General features: G+C 65.8%; 14 protein-coding genes and 3 tRNA genes. 9 read left to right on the forward strand and 8 right to left on the reverse strand.

Going from position 1 to position 25,690, the window contains the following annotated elements; genetic code table 11:
* Nucleotides 1-48 precede the first annotated feature (48 nt).
* From FDY95_RS09605 to FDY95_RS09615, 3 genes are all read right to left on the reverse strand, one after another.
* A complete protein-coding gene (locus tag FDY95_RS09605; RefSeq protein WP_138077146.1) occupies nucleotides 49-1,014 on the reverse strand; it encodes a J domain-containing protein in 966 nt (321 codons plus the stop codon).
* Nucleotides 1,011-1,436, reverse strand: a complete 426-nt coding sequence (locus FDY95_RS09610; protein ID WP_138077148.1) for a hypothetical protein — start codon at nucleotides 1,434-1,436, stop codon at nucleotides 1,011-1,013. The genes FDY95_RS09605 and FDY95_RS09610 overlap by 4 nt, the downstream gene beginning before the upstream one ends.
* A gap of 80 nt (nucleotides 1,437-1,516) precedes the next feature.
* On the reverse strand, nucleotides 1,517-2,065 hold the full coding sequence (locus FDY95_RS09615) for an RNA methyltransferase (protein WP_138077150.1): 549 nt from the start codon (nucleotides 2,063-2,065) through the stop codon (nucleotides 1,517-1,519).
* Nucleotides 2,066-2,337: 272 nt separating this feature from the next.
* On the opposite strand from FDY95_RS09615, the gene mutS reads away from it, so the two are divergent.
* From mutS to FDY95_RS09635, 4 genes are all read left to right on the forward strand, one after another.
* The gene (mutS, locus tag FDY95_RS09620) at nucleotides 2,338-5,010 is read left to right on the forward strand and encodes a DNA mismatch repair protein MutS (protein ID WP_138077355.1); all 2,673 of its coding nucleotides are present in this window, start codon (nucleotides 2,338-2,340) and stop codon (nucleotides 5,008-5,010) included.
* A 250-nt stretch (nucleotides 5,011-5,260) separates the two neighbouring features.
* A tRNA-Gly gene (locus tag FDY95_RS09625) sits at nucleotides 5,261-5,336 on the forward strand.
* 143 nt (nucleotides 5,337-5,479) lie between these two features.
* A tRNA-Gly gene (locus FDY95_RS09630) sits at nucleotides 5,480-5,555 on the forward strand.
* A 57-nt stretch (nucleotides 5,556-5,612) separates the two neighbouring features.
* A tRNA-Leu gene (locus FDY95_RS09635) sits at nucleotides 5,613-5,695 on the forward strand.
* Nucleotides 5,696-5,824: 129 nt separating this feature from the next.
* Here FDY95_RS09635 and FDY95_RS26280 read toward each other — a convergent pair.
* Nucleotides 5,825-5,977, reverse strand: a complete 153-nt coding sequence (locus FDY95_RS26280) for a hypothetical protein (protein WP_171025611.1) — start codon at nucleotides 5,975-5,977, stop codon at nucleotides 5,825-5,827.
* A gap of 337 nt (nucleotides 5,978-6,314) precedes the next feature.
* Between FDY95_RS26280 and FDY95_RS09640 the strand changes: the two genes are divergently transcribed.
* On the forward strand, nucleotides 6,315-6,824 hold the full coding sequence (locus tag FDY95_RS09640; RefSeq protein ID WP_138077152.1) for a hypothetical protein: 510 nt from the start codon (nucleotides 6,315-6,317) through the stop codon (nucleotides 6,822-6,824).
* Between the two features lie 377 nt (nucleotides 6,825-7,201).
* Here the strand turns inward: FDY95_RS09640 and FDY95_RS09645 are convergent, their stop codons facing one another.
* Together FDY95_RS09645 and xrtX are read right to left on the reverse strand one after the other, a co-directional pair.
* Nucleotides 7,202-7,717 carry an XrtX-associated membrane protein gene (locus FDY95_RS09645; RefSeq protein ID WP_138077154.1) on the reverse strand — a complete coding sequence of 172 codons (516 nt, stop codon included), beginning with the start codon at nucleotides 7,715-7,717 and terminating at the stop codon, nucleotides 7,202-7,204.
* Complete coding sequence (xrtX, locus tag FDY95_RS09650) at nucleotides 7,707-8,231, reverse strand: exosortase X (RefSeq protein WP_138077156.1); 525 nt, start codon at nucleotides 8,229-8,231, stop codon at nucleotides 7,707-7,709. Before xrtX ends, FDY95_RS09645 begins: the two co-directional genes overlap by 11 nt.
* A gap of 345 nt (nucleotides 8,232-8,576) precedes the next feature.
* On the opposite strand from xrtX, the gene FDY95_RS09655 reads away from it, so the two are divergent.
* Entirely contained in the window at nucleotides 8,577-16,349 is a 7,773-nt protein-coding gene (locus tag FDY95_RS09655; RefSeq protein WP_138077158.1) for a beta strand repeat-containing protein, read from the forward strand.
* A 524-nt stretch (nucleotides 16,350-16,873) separates the two neighbouring features.
* Nucleotides 16,874-17,263 (forward strand): hypothetical protein, encoded by a 390-nt coding sequence (locus FDY95_RS09660; protein WP_171025612.1) that lies wholly within the window; start codon nucleotides 16,874-16,876, stop codon nucleotides 17,261-17,263.
* Nucleotides 17,264-17,430: 167 nt separating this feature from the next.
* On the opposite strand, the gene FDY95_RS09665 is transcribed toward FDY95_RS09660, so the two are convergent.
* Together FDY95_RS09665 and FDY95_RS09670 are read right to left on the reverse strand one after the other, a co-directional pair.
* Nucleotides 17,431-17,649 (reverse strand): PID-CTERM protein-sorting domain-containing protein, encoded by a 219-nt coding sequence (locus FDY95_RS09665; protein ID WP_138077162.1) that lies wholly within the window; start codon nucleotides 17,647-17,649, stop codon nucleotides 17,431-17,433.
* 63 nt (nucleotides 17,650-17,712) lie between these two features.
* Complete coding sequence (locus FDY95_RS09670; RefSeq protein ID WP_138077164.1) at nucleotides 17,713-23,376, reverse strand: T9SS type A sorting domain-containing protein; 5,664 nt, start codon at nucleotides 23,374-23,376, stop codon at nucleotides 17,713-17,715.
* A 357-nt stretch (nucleotides 23,377-23,733) separates the two neighbouring features.
* Between FDY95_RS09670 and FDY95_RS09675 the strand changes: the two genes are divergently transcribed.
* Nucleotides 23,734-24,720 carry an AAA family ATPase gene (locus FDY95_RS09675; protein WP_138077166.1) on the forward strand — a complete coding sequence of 329 codons (987 nt, stop codon included), beginning with the start codon at nucleotides 23,734-23,736 and terminating at the stop codon, nucleotides 24,718-24,720.
* A gap of 120 nt (nucleotides 24,721-24,840) precedes the next feature.
* Nucleotides 24,841-25,662, forward strand: a complete 822-nt coding sequence (locus FDY95_RS09680; RefSeq protein ID WP_171025613.1) for a class I SAM-dependent methyltransferase — start codon at nucleotides 24,841-24,843, stop codon at nucleotides 25,660-25,662.
* Nucleotides 25,663-25,690 lie beyond the last annotated feature (28 nt).

Consider the following 25,690-nt stretch of genomic DNA (forward strand, 5'->3'; position numbering starts at 1 on the left):
ACGCCCGCTTTAGCATAGCTGAAGCGGGCGTTTCTCATGGCTAGACGTCTACAAACGCAGCAGGATATACACCGCCATAACGGCAATGATAGCGGCAATGGCCGCCGCGTCGCAGGTGGTTTTGGCTGAGCTGCCGCGGCGGTTGCCCCAGGCCGCAATGGCGCCGACCAGTACGGCAACCGCCGCCAGCGTCCGCGCAAAAAAGCCGCCGACGTAGCTGTGGTCTTCGTCCTGCGGCACGCCGGTGGGGTAGTAAGAGCGCACCTGACCGAAGATGCCGCTGCGCCGCAGGTGCAAGTCGGTTCCTAAGGGGTAGAGGTCATCGGCGCGGAAGGTGGCGCTGGGCGTTCGGATGAAATAATACGAATCGACCACGCCCCGCCGGTCCTGAATCTGGCGTAGCTCCACGCTTTGCACCACGGCGTGCGGTACGTCGCGCACCCAGGCAAAATCGAGCAGCAGCAGGGCCGCAAAAGCCATGAGCACGCGGCAGACCAACCGGGCTTTGGGGGCGTAGCGGGCGTAGAAGGCGGCTTCGCGGTCGAGTCCGCTCGGGGGCTGCTGCTTGAGGCGGATCAGGTGCAGTTGGCGTAGCCGCGGGTCGCGTAGGGTGGCGTAGGCATGCTCCAGGTCGGCGCGCTGGCGTTGCATGGCAGGGTCGGCCGCGGGAGCCAAGTGCAGCACGCGGTGCCAGCGCTGATAGGCCTGCTCAATCTGCTCCGGCGTGGCCGAGTACGGCACCCGCAGCACTTGGTAGGCATTGCCGCCGAAGGGCTGGGCGTACGTCGGGCGCGGGGGCTGCCGCTGGGCCCGCAGGCGGGCGTCGTAGTGGGCACGCAGGGCGGGCTGGCGCAGCGTGTCATAGGCTTCGTTGATGAGCAGGTAACGGCGGTGCGCGGCCGGATCGGGCGTGCGGTCGGGGTGGGTGAGGCGCACCAGCCGCAGGTAGGCCCGGCGAATATCCGCGGCCGTGGCCTGCTCCGGCAGCTCCAGGATCTGGTAATAGGTACTCACGCGGCGGCTTCGGCGGCTAGGGCCACCACGGCCGGCACCTGCGTGGCGACGCGCTGCCGCAGCAGCTCCAGCAGGCGGCGGTTCACTTCGGCGCGGTGGTGGCGGTAGTACTCGTATTCGGGCGCCGTCAGCAGAGCCGTGGCCATGCCCACGGCCGTGTGCTGCAGGCGCTGGTTGCGGCGCAGCAGCTCGTCGAGCAGACGAGCCTGGTCGGCGGGGGCGGCGCTGAGCAGCGGCAGGCGGTAGTCACGGGCAAAATCGGCCACCAGCTGCAGCAGGCGCAGATTCAGCAGCTTCAGGATGGGCCGCAGCGCCTGGTGGAGCAGCGCATCGGCCGATAGTGCGGCGGAAGGGGGCGTGTCGGTTGTTACGGCCGGGCGTAGCTGGCGCAGCAGGTTGTCGGTAGCGTCGAAATCGGGCATAGCAGCAAGATAGAAACGGCCCGCGCTAAAGCCGGCCGTGGCCGGACAACGGCCCGCACGATACAATGGTGCCCGTTGGGCTACGGAGCAGCTTGCGCCGTCACGCCCCACTTCGTCAGCACGTCCCACACCAGCACGCCCACCGTCACCGACACGTTCAAGGAGTGCTTGGTGCCGAACTGCGGAATTTCCACCGCCGCGTCGCAGTGCCCGAGTACCGCGTCGTCCACGCCGAACACCTCGTTGCCGAACACCAGCGCCAGCGGCTGATTCGGGGCCGGTTGAAACGCGGGCAGCGGCACCGAGCCGGTGGTTTGCTCCACGGCCACCACCTGCCAGCCTTCGGCCCGCAGCCTGGCTACCAGCGCGGGCACGTCGGGCGCGTGCTCCCAGGGCACCGACTCATCGGAGCCCAGCGCGGTCTTGGTAATTTCGCGGTGCGGCGGCCGGCCGGTAATGCCGCCCAGCCACAGCTTGTTCACTGCGAAGGCGTCGCAGGTGCGGAAGGCGGCGCCCACGTTGTGCAGGCTGCGCACGTTGTCGAGCACCACGCACAAGGGGAATTTCTCCGTATTTTTGAAGTCCTCGACCGTGAGCCGGTTCAGCTCGTGGATGGTTAGTTTCCGCATGAAAGGGGGCATAAGCTTCGGCTGGTGCAGCCGACAGAACAAGCCATCCGAACAAGCCGCCCACGAAACGCTTTGGCCCCGCCGCGCTGTTCAGATGAAGGCGCAAGCTACGGCCTCCCGCTCTTTTTTGCCCGATCTGCGGGCCGCCCGTCGGCCCGTATTCTACCTATTGCCGCCCCTCTACTGTGAAGACAGCTACCGATAAGCCCGATAAGAAGCCCGTCCGCACCCACGGCACCCTCGGTCCCGCCCCCGTGGCCGATACCCCGCTGATGAAGCAGTACCACCAGCTCAAGCAGCAGCACCCCGGCGCGCTGCTGCTGTTCCGGGTGGGCGACTTTTACGAAACCTTCGGCGAGGATGCTGTGACGGCCGCCCGCATCCTGGGCATCGTCGAAACCAAGCGCGGCGCCGGCACTTCCGCCGAAACCGCGCTGGCCGGCTTTCCCCATCACTCCCTCGATACCTACCTGCCCAAGTTGGTGCGCGCCGGTCAGCGCGTAGCCATCTGCGACCAGCTGGAAGACCCCAAGCAGGCGAAGGGCCTCGTCAAACGCGGCATCACCGAGCTGGTGACGCCCGGCGTGAGCCTGCACGACAACGTGCTGGAGCGCCGCGCCAACAACTACCTGGCCGCCGTGCACTTCGGCCGCGGCCAGCAGGCCGGCATCAGCTTCCTCGACATCAGCACCGGCGAGTTTCTGGTGGCCCAGGGCGACATGGGCTACCTCGGCAAGCTGCTGCAGAACTTCGCCCCCGCCGAGGTGCTGCTCTGCAAAAACAGCCGCCGCGATTTTGAAACCGCCTTCGGCCCCGATTTCTGCACCTACGCCCTCGACGAGTGGGTGTTCGGCAACGACTACGCCCACGAAACCCTGACGCGCCACTTTAAGACGACCAGTCTGAAAGGCTTTGGTGTCGATAACCTCACCGACGGCATCATCGCCGCCGGCTGCATCCTGCACTACCTGGCCGAAACCAAGCACAACGACATCGGCCATATCAACGGCATCGGGCGGCTGGAGGAAGACAAGTACGTGTGGCTGGACCGCTTCACCGTGCGCAACCTGGAGCTGCTCTCGGCCCAGCACGCCGGCGGCGTCCCCCTCATCGACGTGCTCGACCAGACCTTGACCCCGATGGGCGCCCGCCTGCTGCGCAAGTGGGTGGTGCTGCCGCTGAAGGAGCCCGCCCAGATTCAGCGCCGCCTCGATACGGTGCAGGCCCTGCACGAGCAAGCCGACCTGCTGGAAGCCATCCGCGACCAGCTGCGCCAGATAAATGACCTGGAGCGCCTGATTTCCAAGGTCGCCGTGCGCCGCGTGAACCCCCGGGAGCTGCTGCAGCTCAGCCGCGCCCTCGAAGCCCTGGCCCCCATGCGCGAGCTGCTGCACGCCACCGACGTGCGCGCCCTGCAGAAGCTGGCCGACCAGCTCAACCCCTGCGACACGCTCCGCAAGGAAATTCAAAGCAAAATCCGCCCCGACGCCGGCGTACTCACCAACCAGGGCAACCTGATTCTGGACGGCATCGACAAGGAGCTGGACGAGTTGCGCGCCATTGCCTACACCGGCAAGGACTACCTGCTGCAATTGCAGCAGCGGGAGCAGCGCAACACCGGCATTTCCTCGCTGAAAGTGGCCTACAATAAGGTGTTTGGCTACTACCTCGAAGTCACCAACGCCCACAAGGACAAGGTGCCGACGGAGTGGATTCGCAAGCAGACCCTGGTGAATGCCGAGCGGTACATCACCGAGGAGCTGAAAACCTACGAGGAGAAAATCCTGCACGCCGAGGAGCGGTTGTTCGTCATCGAGCAGCGCATCTACGACGAGCTGGTGCTGACGGCCAACGAGTTCGTGAGCCAGGTGCAGCAGAACGCCCGCACCGTGGCCGTGCTCGACTGCCTAGCCTCCTTCGCCAGCACCGCCCGCCAGCACCGCTACGTGCGCCCCACCGTCGACGATGGCAGCCTGCTCGACATCCGCCAGGGTCGCCACCCGGTCATCGAGCGGCAGCTGCCCCCCGGCGAGCAGTACATCCCCAACGACATCCGTCTCGACCGCGACGACCAGCAAATCGTCGTCATCACCGGGCCGAACATGGCCGGTAAATCGGCCCTGCTGCGCCAGACGGCCCTGATTGCCCTGCTGGCCCAGATCGGCTCCTTCGTGCCCGCCGAAGCCGCCCACGTCGGCGTCATCGACAAGATTTTCACCCGCGTCGGCGCCTCCGACAACCTCTCCAAGGGCGAGAGTACCTTCATGGTGGAGATGACCGAAACGGCCTCCATCCTGAACAACCTCTCCGACCGCAGCCTGGTGCTGATGGACGAAATCGGCCGGGGCACCAGCACCTACGACGGTATCAGCATTGCCTGGGCCATCGTGGAGCACCTGCACAACCACCCCAAGGCCCGCGCCAAGACCCTCTTCGCCACCCACTACCACGAGCTGAACGAGCTGGCCGAGCAGTGCCCGCGGGTGCGCAACTACAACGTGGCCGTGAAGGAAGCCGATGGCCGCATCCTGTTCCTGCGCAAACTCCAGGAAGGCGGCTCCGAGCACAGCTTCGGCATCCACGTGGCCCGCATGGCCGGCATGCCGCCCGCCGTGGTCTTGCGCGCCAACGAAATCATGCACCACCTGGAGCAGGAGCGCACCAGCGTCGGGGCCGAGGACGGCGGAGCAGGGGAGGAGCTGGTAGAAGCTGACGCCGCCCCGGCCACCAACGGCCGCGGCAAAGCTGCCCAACCCCACGCCCGCCCCGTCGCCACGGCCAGCGCCCCGCGCCCCACGCTGCAGCTGAGCATGTTCGAGCCCGCCGACCCGGTGCTGGAAAACATCCGCGAGCTGCTGCAGCACCTCGACGTGAACACGCTCACGCCCATCGAAGCCCTGCTGAAGCTGAACGAGCTGAAGGTGGCGCTTAACCGCAAAAGCTAGCGTCCGGAGCCGGGCTGCTATAAGTGGCCTTGGCGACGGGCCGCAGCACTATTGCCGGTTGGCTGACTTCTGAAAGCCCTGCTAAATGCTTCAGTTTGTTGCTGTTTTTGGAAGGTGATTTGAAAAAAAAGTGCCTGAAAATGAAATGGAAGCGGTTTCGTAAGCGAAAAAATCAGACGTGACTCTTGACTTCAGAAATTCTTGCGTTACCTTTGTGTCACCAATTCGCCACCAGGGCGAATGACCTCAAGCGAGAGTAGCTCAGTTGGTAGAGCGCGACCTTGCCAAGGTCGAGGTCGCGAGTTCGAACCTCGTCTCCCGCTCCAAAGAGGATGTTGCTTCGGCAGCATCCTCTTTTTCGTTTCAAGCAAATCGGGGGGCACAGATTTTTAGCCCAATGCTTGACAACAAGAAATTTCTTGTTGTACCTTTGTGCCACCAAAAGCCACCCCGGTGGCCAAAAACTCAAGCGAGAGTAGCTCAGTTGGTAGAGCGCGACCTTGCCAAGGTCGAGGTCGCGAGTTCGAACCTCGTCTCCCGCTCCAAAGAGGATGTTGCTCCGGCAGCATCCTTTTTTATTTTTGTGCAAGCTGCTCGCACAGGCCAGAGTGGTGTAATGGTAGCCACGAGGGACTTAAAATCCCTTTTCCGCAAGGAAGTACGGGTTCGAGTCCCGTCTCTGGTACGAAAAAGCCTCGCTACATTGAGTGGTGAGGCTTTTTCGCGTATTGGTATGCCGTTCAGGGTACAATGTTGCTGATAAAGGCGGCTATTGAAGAAGTATAGCTCGCCGGCTCGCCCGGTGGTCGTCGCATCATAGTAGGACATCGTCCAAGAAGCGGCCTGGCATGTGGAAGCGGGTGATGGCGTCTTCATATTTCCAGCGCGACACAAGGAAAGTGCCGTGCTCGATGGGAGCAGCTAATTGCTCAGCCAGAGGCAACACCCGGAAAGAAGGGGTAGCCATGGATGGCTGATTACTGGTCGTGGATATGTTGGCTTGCTCTTTCTGCTGACCTATGAGAGCCAGCGCGCTGGTGCGGGTGGGTGCGCCGCCAGCGGGCCTGCACCTGCTGCTGCGTGTGGATGGCCCCGCCGGGTACGTTGCCACCCGGCGCCTTCAGCTCTTCGAGCTGTCGGGCTCACCACCCCGCCCGCTGTGACCGGCAATCTGCGGAAGCTGGGAAGGGCTGCGCGACCGGGGCATGTTCACACCCGAGAAATTTGCGGCTCAATAAGACTTACTGCGCTAGTCGTCTATCTTTCCCGCCAGCAACCCCGCTGCTACCCTTGCTCCTACACGCATGGCCGAGTACCACGCAACCGCCGACGGCAACCGCCACTTCACCCTGACGCAAGGCGCCCACCCGCTCGGGCAACTGGTCTACCCGAAGTGGTTTGCGTTTGAGGCAACCCTCACGCTGGCCGATCAGTCCGCGTTCGAGGTCAAGCCCAAAGGCTTTTGGGGCACCACCATTGAGCTGCTGCAGGACGGCCGCCCGCTAATGCGCTTCAAGATGGGTTGGAACGGCAACATCATCCTGCACGCGGCCATCCCCGGCCAGCTGGAACAGGATTTTGTCTTCAAGCAGCAAGGTTTCTTTAAGAATCGGTTCGTACTCACCGATGCCCAGCACCAAGAGTTGCTGGCAGTGCAGCCTGACTTCAAATGGAAGCAGTTTGCCTACGAGTACGCTCTGGCCACCACCGACGCCTTCGAGGCACTGGCCTTCAAACCCGTGCTGCTGCTGCTCATAGTGCATTGCGCCAATTATTACATGACCATGATGAGCGCCGCTGTGGCTGCTACCTGAGCAGGCTCGCCTGTTCTTGTGCCCTCCTTCCACAATGCTTTTCTTCTCCTGCCCCTCGAGCTACTGTCGTTGGCGTAGCAGGGAGGCAGGGGTATATATCTAGCCCAGCGTTGGGAAGAGGAATATGCCGTGGCGCTACACCATAGGCCCGGTAACTTCTTCTGCGAGGTATATTCTGACGTAGAAACCGGCGCCGTGCGGCGCACATGCATGTTCACCGGCGTGCAGTGCCTACACAACTACGCGCCCTACATTCTACACGCAATAACACCTGGTGAAGCACCAACTCAACCGGCTCAACGCTACAGCCAACTGCTGCTGCTGCGCCGCAACACTGCGTGAGATTCCCGAGTGCTTGGCCAAGCACTGCCGAGTGGTTATAGTTCGATGGGGGCAACCGGGCTCGTGCGGGGTGGCGCATAGTGCCAGCGCAGCAGCGGCACCAGGGCAATAACGGGCAGCGGCGACACGATAAAGTCGATGAGGCGGCGGCCCAGCTGGTAGGCCCAGCGGACGTCGCCGGCGGCCTTGCCCCCGAGCAGCAGCAGCGCGCTCAGGGCAAATACCCCGAGGTACAGCCCGGCCGCAGTGCGCATGGCCCGGCGCGGAATCAGCAGGGCCAGGATCAGCAGGCAGATGCTGGTGTAGGCGAGGCCGTAAGTGAGCATAGCCGGCAGGCTGCGGGTGGTGACGTCGCCGCTGATGCCCTGCTGAATGCGCTGGGCAAGCGGGCTCAGGCCAATGGCCTCCAGTAGGCGCTGCCAGCCGGCGGTAAGCCAGGCAAAGACCGCGACGTCGTAGGTACCGGCCCAGAACAGCAGGGCGGCCAGCAAAGCAGCCAGCGGCAGGCGCACGCGCCAGGGCAGGGCGCCACGGGTAGGCTCAAGAGGCATGGGACAGCACGGCGTAGCGGCGCACCCACAGCATCCAGAGCAGGAAAATGCAGCCGTACACGATGAAAGTAAACGTGTAGTGGTGGTTGAAATCGACGGTGCTGCGCGAGTACAGTTGGTTCAGGGCCAGGGCCGCCACCCGCAGCACGTTGAGCAGGTAGATGATGCCGATGCCCAGCGCGATGTACGGCAGCTTGAGCCGCCAGGCGCCGCCCGGAAACGCCACAATAAACCCGGTAAACAGCGCGTAAAGCACCAGGCCATTGCAGGCATCGAAGACCAGCACGGCCGGCTGGCTGTCTACCGACACCAGGCGCCCGGCGGCGGAGCCAGCCCAGCCCAGCAGGCGCAGGGCCGCCGCGCTGGCGGTGGCGATGTTGAGCGAGAGGGCTTCGTCGAGGCGGCCGAGGGGGTGCAGCCACTGCTCGTAGCCGAAAAACCAAAGCAAGTATAGGCCGGCTGCCGTGAGCAGGAAGCGGCGCAGCAGACGGGGATTGGTAGCGTAAGCTTGCATAGGGTAAAGCTAGCACCAGAAGGGGGGCACTTGCTAGCGCTGCCGGCCACATAATCGTGGGAGGGGGCCGGCAGTCGGCAAGTGACGGGTATTGGTCGGGGAAAATTGAACGTTAGGCGAATTTCGATAGAATCCACGGAAGAAATACAAAACCATTGTGTAGCTTTCCGGGAAATTCCCTGCACTCAACAAGGGCGCGTGGGTAACCTCTAATTCAGTGTTTTACACTACTGGCTAGCTGACTGTTTGTCAAGTCGACCCTCATCCGGCCTTCACGCCGGAATGGTCTGCTTGCGGGCGGCGGGCTAGCTTTTGTTTTTCCCTTTTCCACCTTACCCTTTTTTCATGCACACACCTTTACGCACAGCGCAGTCCGGCGGACTGCGCCGGTTCGCGGGGGCCGGCGCCGGAAACTGGTTGCCCAAGCTGTTGGCGGCGATGCTGCTGACGTTGCTCGGCAGCTCGTCGGCGTGGGCCCAGCTCACGGGAACCAAAGCCATTCCCGGCGACTATGCCTCGCTAAGCGCGGCCATCACCGACCTGAACACGGCGGGCGTTGGCACGGGCGGCGTGACGTTCAACGTGGCCGCGGGCTACACCGAAACGGCCGCCAACCTGACCATCACGGCTACCGGCACGGCGGCCAACCCCATCGTCTTCCAGAAATCGGGGGCGGGGGCCAACCCGCTGATTTCGGCCGGCGTGGGCACCAGCACCAGCCTCGACGGCGTGATTCGCCTTTCGGGCGCCGACTACGTGACCTTCGACGGCATCGACGTGGCGGAAAGCGCGGCCAACACCACCGCCACCACCCAGACGGAGTTTGGCTACGTGCTGATGCGGGCCTCGGCCACCGACGGCGCGCAGAACAACATCATCCGCAACTGCGTGGTGACGCTGAACAAAACCAATACGGCCACCATCGGCATTGCGGGCGTTTCGTTTACTACGGCCAGCAGCACGGCCGTAGCGGCTACGAGCCCGGCCGGCGCCAACTCCAACAACCTGGTGTACGGCAACGTGGTGACCAACGCGACGAAAGGCATCGACTTTTCGGCCTCGACCTCGTCGACCACGGGTAACTACGACACCAACAACCAAGTGGGCCTGACGCCCGCCGGCGGCGCCGCGGGCAACACCATCGGCAACTTCGGCAGCTCGGTGTCGGCGTGGGCCATCGGGGCCAACTACCAGACGGGTTTCAAGGCCTCGAACAACACCATCAACAGCACGCTGAACTACACGTCGGCTACGGCCTCGACGGCGGTGGCGGCTTCGACGGTGACCAGCACCATCCGCGGCATCTACGGCAACGCGGGCTCGGGCACGAGTGTTGACATCACCAACAACACCATCACGCTGGCCAGCGGCGCCACGACGTCGCAGATGTCGGGCATCGAAAACGGCATGGGCGCCTCGACGGCGACGGTGACCATCTCGGGCAATACCGTGACGAACTGCTCGTACGCTACGGCCACGGCGGCCACGTTCTACGGCATCTACAACTCGGCCGGGGCGGGCACGGTGACCATCTCGGGCAACACGGTGAGCAACAACACCGTGCCGGGCACCAGCTCGTTCTACATGATTTCGGGCGGTAGCCCCGCCACGCTCAACATCACCAACAACCAGCTGACGGGCAACACCAAGGGCGGGTCGACGGCCAACACCAGCGGCACGATGTGGTGCATTCAGGCCCTGACGACGGCGGCGACGGTGACGGGTAACACCATCAATAACAACACCATTGCCACGGTGGGCACGAGCAGCGCCTCGCTGTACGGCTACGCCGATACCAGCTCGCCGACTTCGGAAACGGTGACGGGCAACACGATTACCAACCTGAGCATCACGGGCACGACCACCTCGACCTCGTCGGTGGTGTACGGTATCTACTCCAACCCGGTAGCCACCACCACGAAAACCTACGCCCAGAACGTCATTGGCGGGCTGAGCAGCAGCGTGGCGGGCACGGTGTACGGCATTTACAACCTGACCGGCGCCACGGTCGGTATTTCGCGCAACAAGATCTACGGCCTGACGGTGTCGGGCGCGAGCGGCACGGCCTACGGCCTCTACATCAGCTCGGGCACGACGGTAACGGCCAGCAACAACCTGATCGGCGACGTGACGGCTCCGGCCGCTACCGGCGTGGCGGCGCTGGGCGGCATCTACGTGGGCGCGGCTACCACCGCCAACCTGTACTACAACACGGTGTACCTGAACGCCTCGTCGACTTCGACGACTACGTTTGGCAGCTCGGGCATCTACGTGGCTTCGACCACGCCCGCGGTGGACATGCGCAACAACGTGGTGGTGAATACCTCCACCCCCGGCGCTACGGGCGCTACGGCGGCGCTGCGCTACGTGAGTGCGCCGGGCACCAGCCTGGCCAGCACCACCAACAATAACCTGTACTACGCCGGCACGCCGGCGGCCAACCGCGTCATCTACGTGGAAGGCACCAGCACGCTGGCCAACGCCCAGCAGACGCTGACGGCTTACAAAGGCTACATCAGCACGCGGGAGCAGCTGTCGGTAACGGAAAACCCGCCCTTCCTGAGCACGACGGGCACGGCCGCCACCTTCCTGCACATCAACCCGGCCACGCCCACGCAGATCGAGGGTAGCGGCACGGCGGTGAGCGGCATCACCGTCGACTTCGACGGCGACACGCGCAGCGGCAGCACGCCCGATCTGGGCGCCGACGAGGGCACGTTTACCCCGCAGGACCTGAGCGGCCCTAGCATCAGCTTTACGGCCCTGGGCGGCACGACCAGCACCAGCAACCGCACGCTGACCGTGACCATCGCCGACCCGAGCGGCGTGGCCACCGGCACCAGCGCCCCGCGCCTGTACTTCCGCAAGGGCACTACCGGCGCGTTCGTGTCGGTGAATGCCACCACGGTAAGCGGCAGCAGCTACACCTTCACCTTCGATTATTCGCTGGTGGGCGGCGTAGTCAGCTCCGATGTGGTGCAATACTACGTGGCCGCGCAGGACGCGCTGGGCAACGTATCGACCAACCCGGTGGGCGGCAGCGGCGCTACGCCGCCCGGCACCACCACGCCGAACACGGTGTACCAGTACCTGATTCAGTCGGTGCTGTCGGGCACGTACTACGTGGGCACGGGCACCTCGCCCGACCCGACGCGCACGTACGCCACCCTGACGGCGGCCCTGGCGGCCTACAACGCCAACTCCCTGGGCGGCGCCGTCACCTTCCTGCTGCTCGACGCGACGTACTCGACGGCGGAAACCTTCCCGCTCATCATTGCGCCGAATGCCGATGCCAGCGCCGTGAATACGCTCACCATCAAGCCCAACACGGGCGTGACGAGCACCATCACCGGCAGCAACGCCACGGCCCTGCTGGCGCTGAACGGCGCGGATTACATCATCATCGACGGCACAAACGGCGGCACCCTTTCGGGCACCGACCCGCGCCCGAACCGCGCGCTGACCATCACCAACACCAACACCGGTACCTCCAGCACCGGCATTCTGGTGACGGTTCCCTCGTCGGGCACGGAAACCGCGAACAACAACACGATTAAGAACCTGACGGTGGTGGGCAGCGGCTCGGCCGCCACGCTGGCGGGCATCGTGATGACGACGGCCACGGCCAACACCACCGGCAACACCGGCAACACGGTGCAGAACGTGGCAGTGCAGGCCGCGCAGTACGGCATTTACTCGTTCGGCACCAGCGCGGCGGTGAAAAACAACGGCACCGTCATCACGCAGAACGACCTGAACGCCACCGGTACCGCCAAGCTGGGCCGCGTGGGCATCGTGGTGGGCTTCGAGAACAACATCCAGATCAGCCGCAACACCATTGACGGCATCGACTTCTCGGGCACCGGCGACGTGGCCGGCATCAGCGTGGGCATGGGCCTGGCGTACTCCACCAGCACCTTCACCGGCAGCGAGGTGACCAACGCCACCATCAGCCGCAACTACATCGGCGCGGTGCGCCAGACGGGCACCTACTCGGCCGCGGGCATTGGCCTGGCCAGCGCCGCCTCGGGCACCACCACCATCGACAACAACTTCGTGGCCGGCGTGTCCTCGAACGGGACCAGCGGCGACTACGGCGTGGGCATCTTCGTGGGCGGCGGCAGCGGCTCGACCACCCGCGTGGTGTTCAACTCCGTGTCGATGACCGGCACGCAGACGGGCGGCAACTACCCCGGTTTCGCGCTGGCCATTGGCGGCACGACCCCGACGGTGGAAGTGCGCAACAACATCCTGCTGAACACCCAGACCACCGGCACCGGCAACAGCCTGGCTATCGGCCTGGCTTACAGCAGCACGGCCGGCGCCTACGCGGGCCTGACCTCGTCGAACAACGACTTCTTCGTGGGTACCGGCTCGACCTTCGCGGTGGGCCAGACCGGCAGCCTGACCACCAGCGGCACGCTGCGCACCACCCTGGCGGCCTGGAACACCGAAACCGGCCAGGATGCCCCGGCTACCTCCAAGACGGTGAATCCGCAGTTCGCATCGACCACCGACCTGCACGCGCAGAGCGTGAACCTGAACAACGCCGGCGTGCCCGTTAGCGGCATTACGGTGGACTTCGACGGCGAGACGCGCAGCACCACGACCCCGGACATCGGCGGTGACGAGTTTACGCCCGCAGCCCTCGACATTGCGGCGGCCGAACTCATCAGCCCGGCGGCTACCGGCTGCTACGGTGCTACCGAAGCGGTAACCGTGCGCATCAACAACCAGGCCGCCGGCACGCTGAACTTCGCCAACAACCCGGTGACGGTGACGGTGGTGGTAACGCCCCCGACCGGCTCGGCCCAGACCTTCACGACCACCGTCAGCACCGGTACGCTGGCCAGCGCCGCCTCGCAGAACGTAACCCTGCCCGGCACGCTCAACATGTCGGCCGCTGGGGCTTACTCCTTCGCCGTTTCGGCCACGGTAACCGGCGACGGCAACCCCGGCAACGACCAGGTGACGGTTACGCGCACCGCGACGGCCGTAGCCGCTCAGGGCCAGGTGGTGACCTTCACCGGCTTCACCGGCTCGAACCTGAGCACGGTGTTCCCGGGCTGGACGGAAGCCACCGGCGCCACCGTGCCCACCGGTACTACTTCGAGCTGGGTGAACGGCACCTTGCCGACGGGCAACACCACGGCCAAGCTGAACCTCTACGACCTGGGCAAGAACGACTGGATTGTGTCGCCCAAGTTCCTGGCTACGGCTTCGACCGTGCTGACCTTCGACGCGGGGCTTTCGGACTACAACGCGACCACCGCCGACCCGGCCGGCATGACCGGTACCGACGACTTCGTGGAAGTGCGCATCTCCACCGACTGCGGCGTGAGCTTCACCCGCATTCCGGCCTTCGCGCAGTTCAATGCCACCAACCAGCCCTCGAACGGCTCGCTGACCAGCTACAGCATCAACCTGGGCAGCTACGCCGGCCAGCAGATCATCGTGGCCTTCTTCGCTTCGGAGGGCACCGTGAACGACGGACCGGACTACGATTTCCACGTCGACAACCTGCGCGTGAACAGCCCGGTAGCTATCGACCTGGCCGCTTCGGCCCTGGCCGCGCCCACCGCTACGCAGGGCTGCTACTCGGCCGCTGAGGCCGTGACGGTAACCGTGCGCAACGACGGCACCCAGACCCTGGACTTCGCCGTGAACCCGGCTACCGTAACGGCCGTGGTGACCACGCCCGGTGGCGCGCAAACGCTGACCGGCACCGTTTCGACGGGCACGCTGGCTGCCGGCGCCACCCAGAACGTGACGCTGACCGGCACGCTGGACATGTCGGCCACCGGCACCTACTCCTTCGCCCTGACGGCGACGGTAACCGGCGACCTGAACACGAGCAACGACGGCCTGACCCCGGCCGTGACCCGCACGGTAACGGCTCCGGTGGCCGGCACCGCTACGGCTTCGAGCCGCAACGTGTGCGTGAGCGGCACGGTAACGCTGACGCTGACCGGCGCGGCCAACGGCAGCATCCAGTGGCAGCAGTCGACCGACAACGTGACCTTCACGGACATCAGCGGCGCTACGGCGGCTACCTACACCACGCCGGTGCTGACCGCCACGAGCTACTACCGCGCCCAGGTGCGCTGCGCCGCCCAGACGGCCGCCACCAGCAACGTACTGACCATCACGGTGACCAACCCGACGGTAACGAGCACCAATACCCCGGTGACCGTGTGCTCGGGTAATACCGCCACGCTGACGGCTACGGCCCCCACGGGCACCAGCCTGCGCTTCTTCGAAGCCAGCACCGGCGGCACGGCCCTGGCTACCGGCACCTCGTTCACCACGCCGGCCCTGACGGCTTCGCGCCAGTACTTCGTGGAGGCCTTCAGCGGCGTAAGCGAATCGGTGGGCAAAGCCAGCACCAATGGCGGTGACGGCACGACCACCACGGGTGGCCTGTACTTCACCACCACCGACGGGCTGACCATCCGCCAGGTGACCGTGTACCGCACGGCCAATGCGGCGGCGGGCACGGCGACCATCCAGTTGCTCAGCGGCAGCAGCACGGCGGCGGCCAACGTCATCAGCTCGGTGACGGTGAACGTGCCGGCCAACACCTCGGCCAGCGTTTCGCCGACCGACCTGACGGTGAACCTGGCCGTGCCGAGCGCCGGCAGCTACACGCTCTACCTGAGCGCGGCCTCGCCGAGCCTGATCCGGGACTACACCACGGCTACGCCCGCTACCGCCTATCCGTACGCCTCGGCCAGTGGCCTGGTGAACATCACGGGCGCCACGCTCAGCGGCTACTACTACTTCTTCTACAACTGGCAGGTGTCGAACGAGTGCGCCAGCGCCACGCGCACCGCCATTCAGGTGAACGTGACCACGCCGGCCACGGCGGGCTTCAGCTACGCCTCGGCTAGCTACTGCACCTCGGCCACGGCCGCGGTGACGCCGACGCTGACCACCGGCGCGACGGCCGGCACGTTCACGTCGACGACGGGCCTGACGATTAACGCCACCACCGGCGCCATCACGCCCTCGACCTCCACGCCCGGCACCTACACCGTGACCAACACGGTGGCCGCTGCTGGTGGCTGCGGACCCGTAACGAGCACGGCGACGGTGACCATCACGGCCCCGGCTACGGCGGGCTTCAGCTACGCCGCTACCTCGTACTGCACCTCGGCCACGGCCGCGGTGACGCCGACGCTGACCACCGGCGCGACGGCCGGCACGTTCAGCTCGACGACGGGCCTGACGCTGAATGCCACCACCGGCGCCATCACGCCCTCGACCTCCACGCCCGGCACCTACACCGTGACCAACACGGTAGCGGCCAGCGGCGGCTGCGCGGTCGTCACCTCGACTACCCAGGTGACGATTACCGCTCCGCAGGTGGCCACGTTCAGCTACCCGGCTACGGGCAGCAACTGCGCCGGCGCTACCGGTACCATTGCCGCTACGCTCGGCACTGGTGCCACGGCCGGTACGTTCACGTCGACCACGGGCCTGAGCCTGAACGCTACCACGGGGGCCATCAGCCTGGCTAACTCCGTGGCGGGTACCTACACCGTGACCAACACGGTGGCCGCCGCCGGTGGCTGCGCCGCCGTGACGAGCACGGCGACGGTGACCATCAGCCCGCGCCCGGCCCAGCCGACGGTGACGGTGCAGTACACCACCCCCGGCACGGCTGTGCTGACGGCCAGCGCTGCCCCCACGGGCGGCACCTACCAGTGGTACGTGGGCACCACGGCCATTACGGGCGCCACCAGCCAGACCTACACCGCCAACGGCACGACCAACCCCGGGGCTTACTCGGTGGTGGTGACCTCGGCCCAGGGCTGCGCTTCGCTGGCTTCGGTCGCGCTGACGGTAACGGCCACCAGCAAGCCGCTGGCCGGCTCGTCGCTGACGCTGTTCCCGAACCCGACGCCCAACGGCCAGCTGACCCTGCAGCTGAGCGGCTACACCAAGGCCGTGGAACTGACGGTGCTCGACGCAACGGGCCGCGTGGTGTACACCCACAAGGTGGCCGCCGGCCAGACGCAACAGGTTATCGACCTGGGCCAGGTGGCCCGGGGCGTGTACTTGCTGCGCGCCGTGACTGAAGGGGGCACCGACACCCGCCGCATCGTGCGCGAGTAGTCAAACTCTCCCAGGCTAAAAAGCCCCGCCGGTTCTGCCGGCGGGGCTTTTTGTTTGGTGGGCAGTCCTTCACCGGCCGCTGCCCCGCTGGCGGCGAACCGGCAGGCAGGGGAGAGGAGCCCGGCAAGAGTTGGCGCTGGTCGTTTTGCGCCGTCTGTCCGCGACAGAGGGTCGGCGGGCCCGGGCGAAGTGCAGAGGCGCGGGAAGCATTTGGGGGAGGCGGGCCACCTAGGTGCTTAGCGGGGTGTTATACAATTTCAGCTGATTGAAAATGTATAACCACGGCTTGTTATAAATTTTTTGCCGTTTCCATAATCATAACAATTCCTTCGCCCCGCCATGAAATACCGTGACCGGCTGGCCCGGGCCACCAACCTGCTTTCCCGGGTGCGCTACCATTTTGGGTTCACCCAGGCCAGGTAGCCGGCCTGCTGGGCATTAGGCAGGTGCAGGTGGCGCAGGCCGGAGCTGAAACGCGGCCTCTGCCCGCCGAAGCGCATTTTCGCCTGCGCAAGCTGGCCCCGTTGCTCACGGCCCCGACCATCCCCGTGCCGCTGGCTGCGGCCCCGTTGCGCCGCCGACTAGCCTTCTGTCAGCTCCAGGTACAAAACATCGAGTTCCGCCTCCAGTATGAACTGCCGGAGCGAGCCGCCGTGGCCATGCACCGCGTGGCCGCCGAAACCCTGCCCGCCGCCCTGGCTGCCGCCGAGGCCGATGCCCCAATGCCTCCGCGCCGCCGCGAAGACCAGCAACTCACGTGGGACCGGCTACGCAACGCGGCCCTCAACGAACTGGAAGACCGTAGCGGCCCCGCGCCCCTGGCCCTGTTGCGCGCCCGCCTGGCCGGCCTACGGGCCGAAGCCGAAGCGCTGACGCAAGCCCTGGACGCAGCGGGGGAGCCGACGGCAGGGTAGCCTTGGTGGCGCTGGTACCCGGCCGGCGCCTCGAAGGCCTATGCGTTTACCGCTCAGCCCGGGGCTGGCCGTGCCCTGAGGGGGATTCTGCGCGCGATACAACGCAAAAAGCCCGCAACACCAGGGGCGTTGCGGGCTCGTTGGAGAAGGCGGGAAGCGGAAGTAGCTCAGCGAGCCTTCGAGGCGCGCCGCAGCCGGCGCAGGCCGTACGCGGCGCCGGCGGCCAGCAGCAGCGAGGCGCCGCCATCAAGGGGGACAGCGGTGGGTTCGGGGGCGCCGGGCGTAGGGCCACCCGAGCCAGGGTCTTGGGCCAGAACGGCGGCCGGTAGCAACAGCGCCAGCGCCAAGCAGCCCAAGGCCGGGAAAAAGTGGTGGAGAAGCTTCATGAGTCGGAGGAGAAAATAGGCACTGGGCCGGTCCCAGGCGGGGCCGGCCCGTTGTGCGGTGGCTTATTCGATAACGAGACGCTTGGTGACTTGCGCATTGCCAGCCTGTAGGCGTACGGTGTACACCCCGGTGGCCAGGCCAGTCACGTTCACGTCGAGGCGAGTGCCGCTGGCGGGCAAGGCCCCCGTCTGTCGGCGCACTTCCTGGCCCAGGCTGTTGAGCAGCGTTGCCTGGACCTGCGTGGCGCCCGGCACGGCCGGCACCAGCAGCGCGAAGCTGCTGTGCGCCGGGTTCGGGAACAGCGTGACGCTGGCGGCCGACAGGCCCGTAGCCGCAGCCGTGGGGCGCTGGGGCTCAAACACCAGCTCGAAGCGCGACGTCAGCGGGCCGGCGGTGGCTGCCGTGAAGCCGTAGCGCGGCTGCTGGTGCAGGTCGAGGTACTGGCCGGTCACGGCGTCGTGCAGGTACACAGTGGCCGTGGTCAGGTTCAGCAACTGGGCCGCCTCGAAGGTGTAGCTGCCGGTCTGGGGCACGTCGATGCCCAGCGGCACCACGGTGCGGGCCGTCAGGGCGGGCAGGCCGTTGATGCTCAGCTCGGTGCCGGCCGCCAGGGCATACACCGAGGGCACGCCGCCCGAGTTGTGCTGCAGCTTCAGGGCGTCGTAGGAGCCATCGAAGCCCGCGGTAGCCCCGTTTTCGAAGTACACGTAGGCTTCATCGGCCATGGCCGCACCGGGGCGGGCCAGCGTCAGCTTCACCACCGGGCGGGTTTCCACGTCCCGGTTGAAGCTGGGCGCCGTCACGAAGCTGGTATCGCGCAGGGCGTTGGTGAAGGTAAACGGCGTCGTCGCACCGTTCTGGGTCATGTGCACGAAGAAGCCCTGCCCCGAGGCGATACGCGGATTGCCGAAGCCGTTCACGTAGCTGCGGTACACCCCGCCGTACTGCGAGGTGCTCTGGTACACGTACATGGCGTTTTCGAGCCCGGCGGGCAGCGTCAACTTGCTCCAGTCGATGGGCGCGGGGTACGGGTTGCCTACCAGGTGGTAGCCCCCGGCGGCGGTGGTCCGTACCAGCAAGCGGTTAACGGGGCCGTTGTTGAGCGTACCGACAAAATCCACCGTCTGCGAGGCGCTGATGTTGACGGTGTAGCCCTGGCCGGGCGTCAACGGGTCCGACAAAGTGGCGGGCGAAACCCAGCCTTTGTCGAAGGGGCTGTAGGTGGTAGCCGGGCTGGTCTGGGTGCGGCTTTCGTCGTAGCCGAACACCGTCGGGAAGGGCGTCACCAGGTTCGGAGTGGCCGAACTGTTGTAGGCCGGGTTCACCACCGGCGCGAAGCCGCTGGTCGCCAGGTCGGCCACGGTGGTGTTGCTCACCGGTGCCGAGTAGTGGCGGTAGCCCGGGCCGCTGTTCAGGCTCGGGTCGATGTAGCGCTGCACCGTCACCGGGCCGTTCACGACGCCGTTGCGGTTCACCACCACCGCCGTGCCGCTCACCGAGCTGAGCAGGGTCAGGGCGTTGCCGCCGGTGGCCAGGTCGCCACCGTTCAGCAGGATGCCCTGGCTGAGCTGCAGGGCGCCGCTCAGGCCGAGGCCATTGCCGTTGCGCACCACCAGCGCCCGGGCGCGGCTGGGCAGGCCCGGGCCGGTTACCTGGCCGGTGGTGGTGCCGTTGTACACGTAGATGGCGTCGTTGCTGAAGGTGCGGGTGCCCGTCAGCTGGATGGCGCCGGTAGCGCCGCTCTGGCTGATGCCGGCCGCGTCGCAGATGCGCAGGTGGCCGCCGGCTTGTAGCACGAAGCTACCCGTGCCCGTGATGGGCTGGCAGTTGGTGGCCAGAATGCCGCCGTCCTGCACCGTCAGCGTACCCGTCACCGTCAGCGCCCCCGTCAGGCGGGCGGCGCCGCCGCTGGTGATGGTCACGTTGGTGTAGGTGCCCTGCACGTTCTGCGGGGTGCTCACGGTCAGGCTGGGCGCGTCGGTCTGGGCGCAGATGCTGAAGGAGCCGAACGCGTCGTTGCTGTACTCCCACACCCGGGCGTAGATGGTCGAGCCAGGCGTGAGGCCGGTGACGCGCAGGCGGGAGAAGTTGTTGGTGCCGCTGTTGATGTCGTCGTTGCAGCTGAGCAGCGTAAGGCTGCCGCAGGCGCCCGAGTAGAGGGCCAGGCCGGTATCGGAAATACTGGTGCCGCTGCCCTGGCTGGTTTCCACCTGCACGATGCCGTTGGCGGGCACCGTGAGCGAGTACCACACGTCGCCGCCGCTGTAGCTGGCGCAGCCCGGGGCGGGCGTGCCGGTGGTGGAGGAGGCGGTGGCGCCCGCGTTGGTGCCGGCCACGGCCGTGCCGCAGCTGCCCACCCCGATGCTGCTGATCGGCGTGGCCGTGGCGCACTCGTCGTTGGCCGGCGGCGCAGGCAGGGTGGTGAAAGTAATGGACGAAGCGGCGGCCGTCAGGCCTCCCGAGCAGTTGCTGCTTACCGTCACCGTGTACTGGGTATTCGGCGTCAGACCGGAGAGGAGCACCGGCGAAGCCGTCGGGGCGGGCGTTACCACCACGCTGGTCGTGTCGCCCTGCATGCGGTAGCGCACCTTATAAGTGGCAGCCGATGCCGAAGCCGTGAAGCCGATGCTGGCCGAGGTCGACGTAATTGCGCTGGCCGCTACGCTGGTGGGCGGAGCGCAGGCCGGGTCGGTCTGGGCGCAGATGCTGAAGGTGCCGGTCGTACTGTTATCGTACGCCCACACGCGGACGTAGATGGTAGCGCCGGGCGTCAGGCCGGTGCGGCGCAGCAGCGAAAAGGCGTCCACGCCCTCGTCGTCGCTGCAGCCCAGCAGCGTGAGGTTCCCGCAGCTACCTGAGTACAGAGCCAGGCCGGTATCGGAGAGGCTGGTACCGCTGCCCTGATTGGTTTCCACCTGCACGATGCCGTTGGCGGGCACCGTGAGCGAGTACCACACGTCGCCGCCGCTGTAGCTGGCGCAGCCCGGGGCGGGCGTGCCGGTGGTGGAGGAGGCGGTGGCGCCCGCGTTGGTGCCGGCCACGGCCGTGCCGCAGCTGCCCACCCCAATGCTGGTAATCGGCGTGGCCGTGGCGCACTCGTCGTTGGCCGGCGGAGTCGGCGGCGCCTGCGAGGTGAAGACCACCGTCACCGGGTTCGAGGCACCACCGTTCGAGCAGTTCGTGCTGATGGTGATGGTGTACGAGGTATTGGGCGTCAGGCCGGTGAGGCTTACCGGGCTGCCCGCCAACGTGGCCGTAGATGTGGTGCCGCCCGCCGTGGGCGCCAGCGTCAAGAAGTAGTTCGTCGCCCCGGCAGCCGCGTCAAACGTCAGCGACGCGGTGCTGGCCGTGCTCGTGCTGCCCGTGTTCGTCACCACGGCGTTGGTCACCTGGGCGCAGGGCAAGTTGGCGGGCGTGGTGATGCAAATGTCGAAGTTGCCGCTGCCGGCCCCGGCCAGGGCGCTGTACACGCGCACCAGGTAAGTCTGGCCGCTGGTCAGGCCGGTGGCCACCAGGGCCTCCGTGCCCGCGCCGCCGCCGCTGGTGGAGGCGTTCTGGCAGCTGACGCTGGTGCCCGGGCAGGCACCCGAGCGCAGCTCAATCACGGCGTCGAAGTCGAATGTGGGCACCACCGTGATGGTGTGGCGCGGGCCACTGGCCACGAAGGAAAACCACACGTCGCCGTCGGCAATGGTGGTGCAGGGGCTGGTGACGGCGGAAGCCGTGGCGCCGCTGGTGGTGTAGGTAGCCGTGTTGCAGCTGGCCCCGGGCGCGCCTGGGGTCAGGGCCACCGCGCCGCTGCATTCATCATTGCCGATGCCGGTGCGGAAGCTGGTGGTGGCCGTGCCGTTCTGCCCGCCGCCGCAGTTGGTGGTGACGGTGACGGTGTACACCGTGTAGGGCGTCAGGCCGGTCAGGCGCACCGTATCGGCGGTGTTGACGGTAATGGGCGAGCCGCCGGGGGTGTAGTTGACGGTGTAGCTGGTAGCCCCAGCCACCGCGCCGAAGCGGATGGTAGCCGCGTTGCTGGTGATGTTGCGGGTGGGCAGGAAAGCCACGCCCGGGCAGGACGGCGTCACTTGCAGGCGCAGGTTGTCGAAACCGATGTCGTCGTTGCCGAAGTCGGAAGTGGCCCGGAAACGGATAACGCTGGTGGCCGAAGAGGCCGGGAACGTAACGGACTGGCCACCGAAGGCGCTGGCCGTGCCCAGCGTCAGCAGCGGGGTGGCACTGAAGGTGGCACCGCCGTCGGAGCTGAGTAGCACGTCCAGCTTGTCGGTGCCGGTGGGGTTGATGTAGTCGAAGGTCAGCGTCTTGGTGCCGGCCGCGCTCAGGTCCACGAACAAATCCAGCGACCCGACACCGCCGCTGGCCGTGCCGAAGCTGTGGAAGCGGGCCGAGTAGCTGCCTTGGCTGCTGCTGACCAGATACGGAGCCGGCTCATCGCCGGGATAGCGCCAGCCGCCGGTGCTGAAACCCTGGTCGTTGCGGCGCCAGGAGTTGTCGCCGGTGAGGGGCGTATTCCGCCAGCTGTTGCCGGGTACTTCGCTGTTGCCGCAGCGGCTGAGCCAGCTTTCGAAGCCCTCCGTCACCGGCAGGGCGGCGTAAGCCGGGGTAGCGGAGTTTACCATTACCACCACCGACGTGGAAGTGGCCGACTGCCCCGAGCAGGTCACAATGGCCTGGTAGTAGGTGGTCGAGGTAACGTTCGTGGCGGTGTAGGTGGCGTTGGTGCCGGTGCCGCTCACGTTGGTGTAGGAGCCAGCCGCGCCCGTGGCCGACTGCTGCCACTGGTACGTCACACCCGTGCCCGTCGCCGAGCCGGTGAGGGAAAGCGTGGTGCTGGCAATGGAAGCACAGCCGTTGGCCACGCTGGCCACCGCGGTGCCCGCCGTGGGCGGGGCCGTGCAGGGCGCGGGTGGCGTGAAGGTGTAAGTCAGGCCGCTGACGGGGCGCACCGTGCTGCTCAGCGTCATGGTGGCGGTGTTGGCCGTGCCAGCCGTGCTGGCGCTCCAGTTGGTGGTCGTCGTGCGGTTCACGTACACCGCGTTGGAGGCGCCGCGTAGGCCCACCTGGGGCAGGCCGGTAGTCGTCGAGGCGACGGTAACAGTATTGTAAACGAAGCTGACGGTGTTGCTCGTCTCGTTCAGCCGAATCTGGAAGTTGAGGTTATCCGCCTGAATAGCCGAGACGTAGCGCTTGAAGTTCGTGTACTGAATCACGAAGCTCCGGTTCGGGGCCGTCCCAACGGTTTCGTAGCGAATCTGGCCGAGGTTGCCCGCCGTGGCGTCGCCCACCAGGTCGTGCCCAATGGCGGCCGCGGCGCCCGCATAACCGGTAGTGGCCGAAAGCGGTACGTAACCGCTGACACCCGGTGCGGTGCTGCCAAACGTGACGTAGCCGTTGGTGTTGATGACCAAGCCGGTGTAGCCCGTACCACCGAAGGTGAAAGTGAAAGGAATGGTGCCCGCCGCCAGCGTGAAGTTGCTGTCGTCCAGCGAAAAGTTGCTGCCGGCCGTGGCCGTGCCCGCCACCGTGCCGCCCGTAATGGGCGTGTAGGTGCCCGTGCTTTGGCTGAAAGTGTACAAGTTAGCCTGCGCCCAAGCCGAGCCGCAGGTGAGCAGCCAGAGAAGAGCGGCCAGCAGCGTGCGCCGAGCCCGCCACCGCCTTGTCCGCAATGGGGTGGGCCAGGATGTGGGCTGGCCCGCGAGTAAAGATTTGAGCATACAGTGAGGTGGAAAAAAATGAGAAAATGAAAAGGCAATGGAAGCCGTGAAACTCAAAAGCGGGAATAAGTATGATACCTGGATATAGTACCAAGGGTAGCTAAAGCCTATTTCTCGAATTATGTATTGGTTTACAAACGTTTGCGGATGTTTTTCTTCAGGATATAGTCATAGCTTAGCTGAAAAGGATAACGGTAATCTTGGTTAAATGCCGTCATTTAGGCAAGATTGTTCCCTGAATCATTGATATTTTCTAAATCCGGCGGGCCGCCACCGAGCGGTTACAAATTCGCTAGTGGCACGCAGCCGCTTCCGGTAGCTGCTCGTACCTTTAGCCTCCGGTCACCCAGCCTTTCTATGCCCGAATCCAGCCCCCAGGACCTCACCCAGCATTACCAGGAGAAAATCCGGCAGGTCACGGCCGAAGTGGGCAAGGTGGTCGTCGGGCAGCAGTACATGCTCAACCGCCTGCTCATCGGCCTCTTTACGGGCGGTCATATCCTGCTCGAAGGCGTGCCGGGGCTGGCCAAAACACTTACCATCAGCACGCTGGCCCGGGTGTTGCACCTGCATTTTCAGCGCGTGCAGTTCACCCCCGACCTGCTGCCCTCCGACCTGGTGGGCACCATGATTTACAACCAGGCCACTTCCGATTTTGAGGTGAAGAAGGGCCCCATCTTCGCCAACCTGGTGCTGGCCGACGAGGTGAACCGCTCCCCGGCCAAGGTGCAGTCGGCGCTGCTGGAGGCCATGCAGGAAAAGCAGATAACCATCGGCGACACCACGTTTCCGCTGGATCTGCCCTTTCTGGTGCTGGCCACCCAAAACCCAGTGGAGCAGGAAGGCACCTACCCGCTGCCCGAGGCCCAGGTCGACCGGTTCATGATGAAGGTGTTCGTTGACTACCTCAAGAAGGCCGAGGAGCTGGAGGTGATGCGCCGCATGGCCAACCTCTCGTACCGCAGCGACGTGCAGGCCGTGCTCACCAAAGACGATATCAACGGCATCCGCGGGCTGATCAACCAGGTGCAGATTTCCGACACGCTGGAGAAGTACATCATCGAGCTGGTCTTTGCCACGCGCAAGCCCGCCGAGTATGACCTGGCCGAGTTTGCCCAGTACGTGCAGTACGGCGTGAGCCCGCGCGCCAGCATTGCCCTGCACCGGGCCGCCCGCGCCGTAGCTTTCTTCGACGAGCGCGACTACGTGCTGCCCGAGGACATCAAGGATGTGGCCGCCGACGTGCTCAACCACCGCATCATGCTCACCTACGAAGCCGAAGCCGACGGCGTGCGCACCCAGGACCTCATCGAAGCCATGCTGCGCAAGGTGCCCATCAGCTAGGCGATGAAGTGGCGAGCTTGATGAAAGGGTAGGCGGGCCAATTGCGCTGCCTGCGCGGCACCACGCCTCCCGGACAGCAACCCACCACTTCACCAGTTCTCCATCTCACCACTTTACCGTTTGTCCCGCTTTTCCAAAACCCTGCGCGCCCTCGGCAGCCTCGTGCGCAACCCCTGGCTGCTCAACGTGGTGCTCACCGCCGATGAGGCCCAGTGGCAGCAGCGCGCCCTGCGCCACGCCGCCCGCTGGCAGCTCACGCCCGAGGGCGGCCTGCCCGTCACGCCGCTGCGCCCGCTGCTGCCGCCGGGCGGCGACGTGCTGCGCCCCTTTGCCTTCGGCGAGGGCGGCTCCCTGCCCACCGACCTGCTCTTGCTACGCGCCCTGGTGCGCCGCGCCGGGGCTGCCGCGAAGTACTTCGAAATCGGAACCTGGCGCGGGGAAAGTGCCGCCGCCGTGGCCGAAGTAGCTGCTTCGGTGCACACGCTCAACCTGTCCGATGAGGAGCTGCGCCGCCTCAAGCTGCCCGAGGAGTACATTGCCCTGCACGGTCACTTCTCGCGCCCCTTGGCCAACGTGACCCACCTGCAAGGCAATTCCGTCACCTTCGATTACCGCGGCCTCGGGCCCTTCGACGTGGTGTTCATCGACGGCGACCATAGCTACGAAGCCGTGCGCGAGGACACCGCCCGCGTGTTCCGTGAGCTGCTGCACCCGCAGTCGGTGGTGGTGTGGCACGACGCGGCCCGGCAGCCCGGCGTGCCCCGCTGGGAAGTGCTCAGCGGCATTCTGGACGGCCTGCCCGCCACCGCGCCCGGGCAGCTGTACGCTGTCGGCAACACGCTCTGCGCCCTCTACAGTCCCGCGCCACTGCCCGCTTCGGTCCCCAGCCGCTTTGCCGCGCCCGGGGCCTTTGAAGTCAGCGTGCGGCCGCTCGTGGCGTAGCAACGGCCGCCTCGGACCCACGTCGTTG

The sequence above is a fragment of the Hymenobacter jeollabukensis genome (assembly GCF_005771675.1).
Taxonomy (GTDB): domain Bacteria; phylum Bacteroidota; class Bacteroidia; order Cytophagales; family Hymenobacteraceae; genus Solirubrum; species Solirubrum jeollabukense.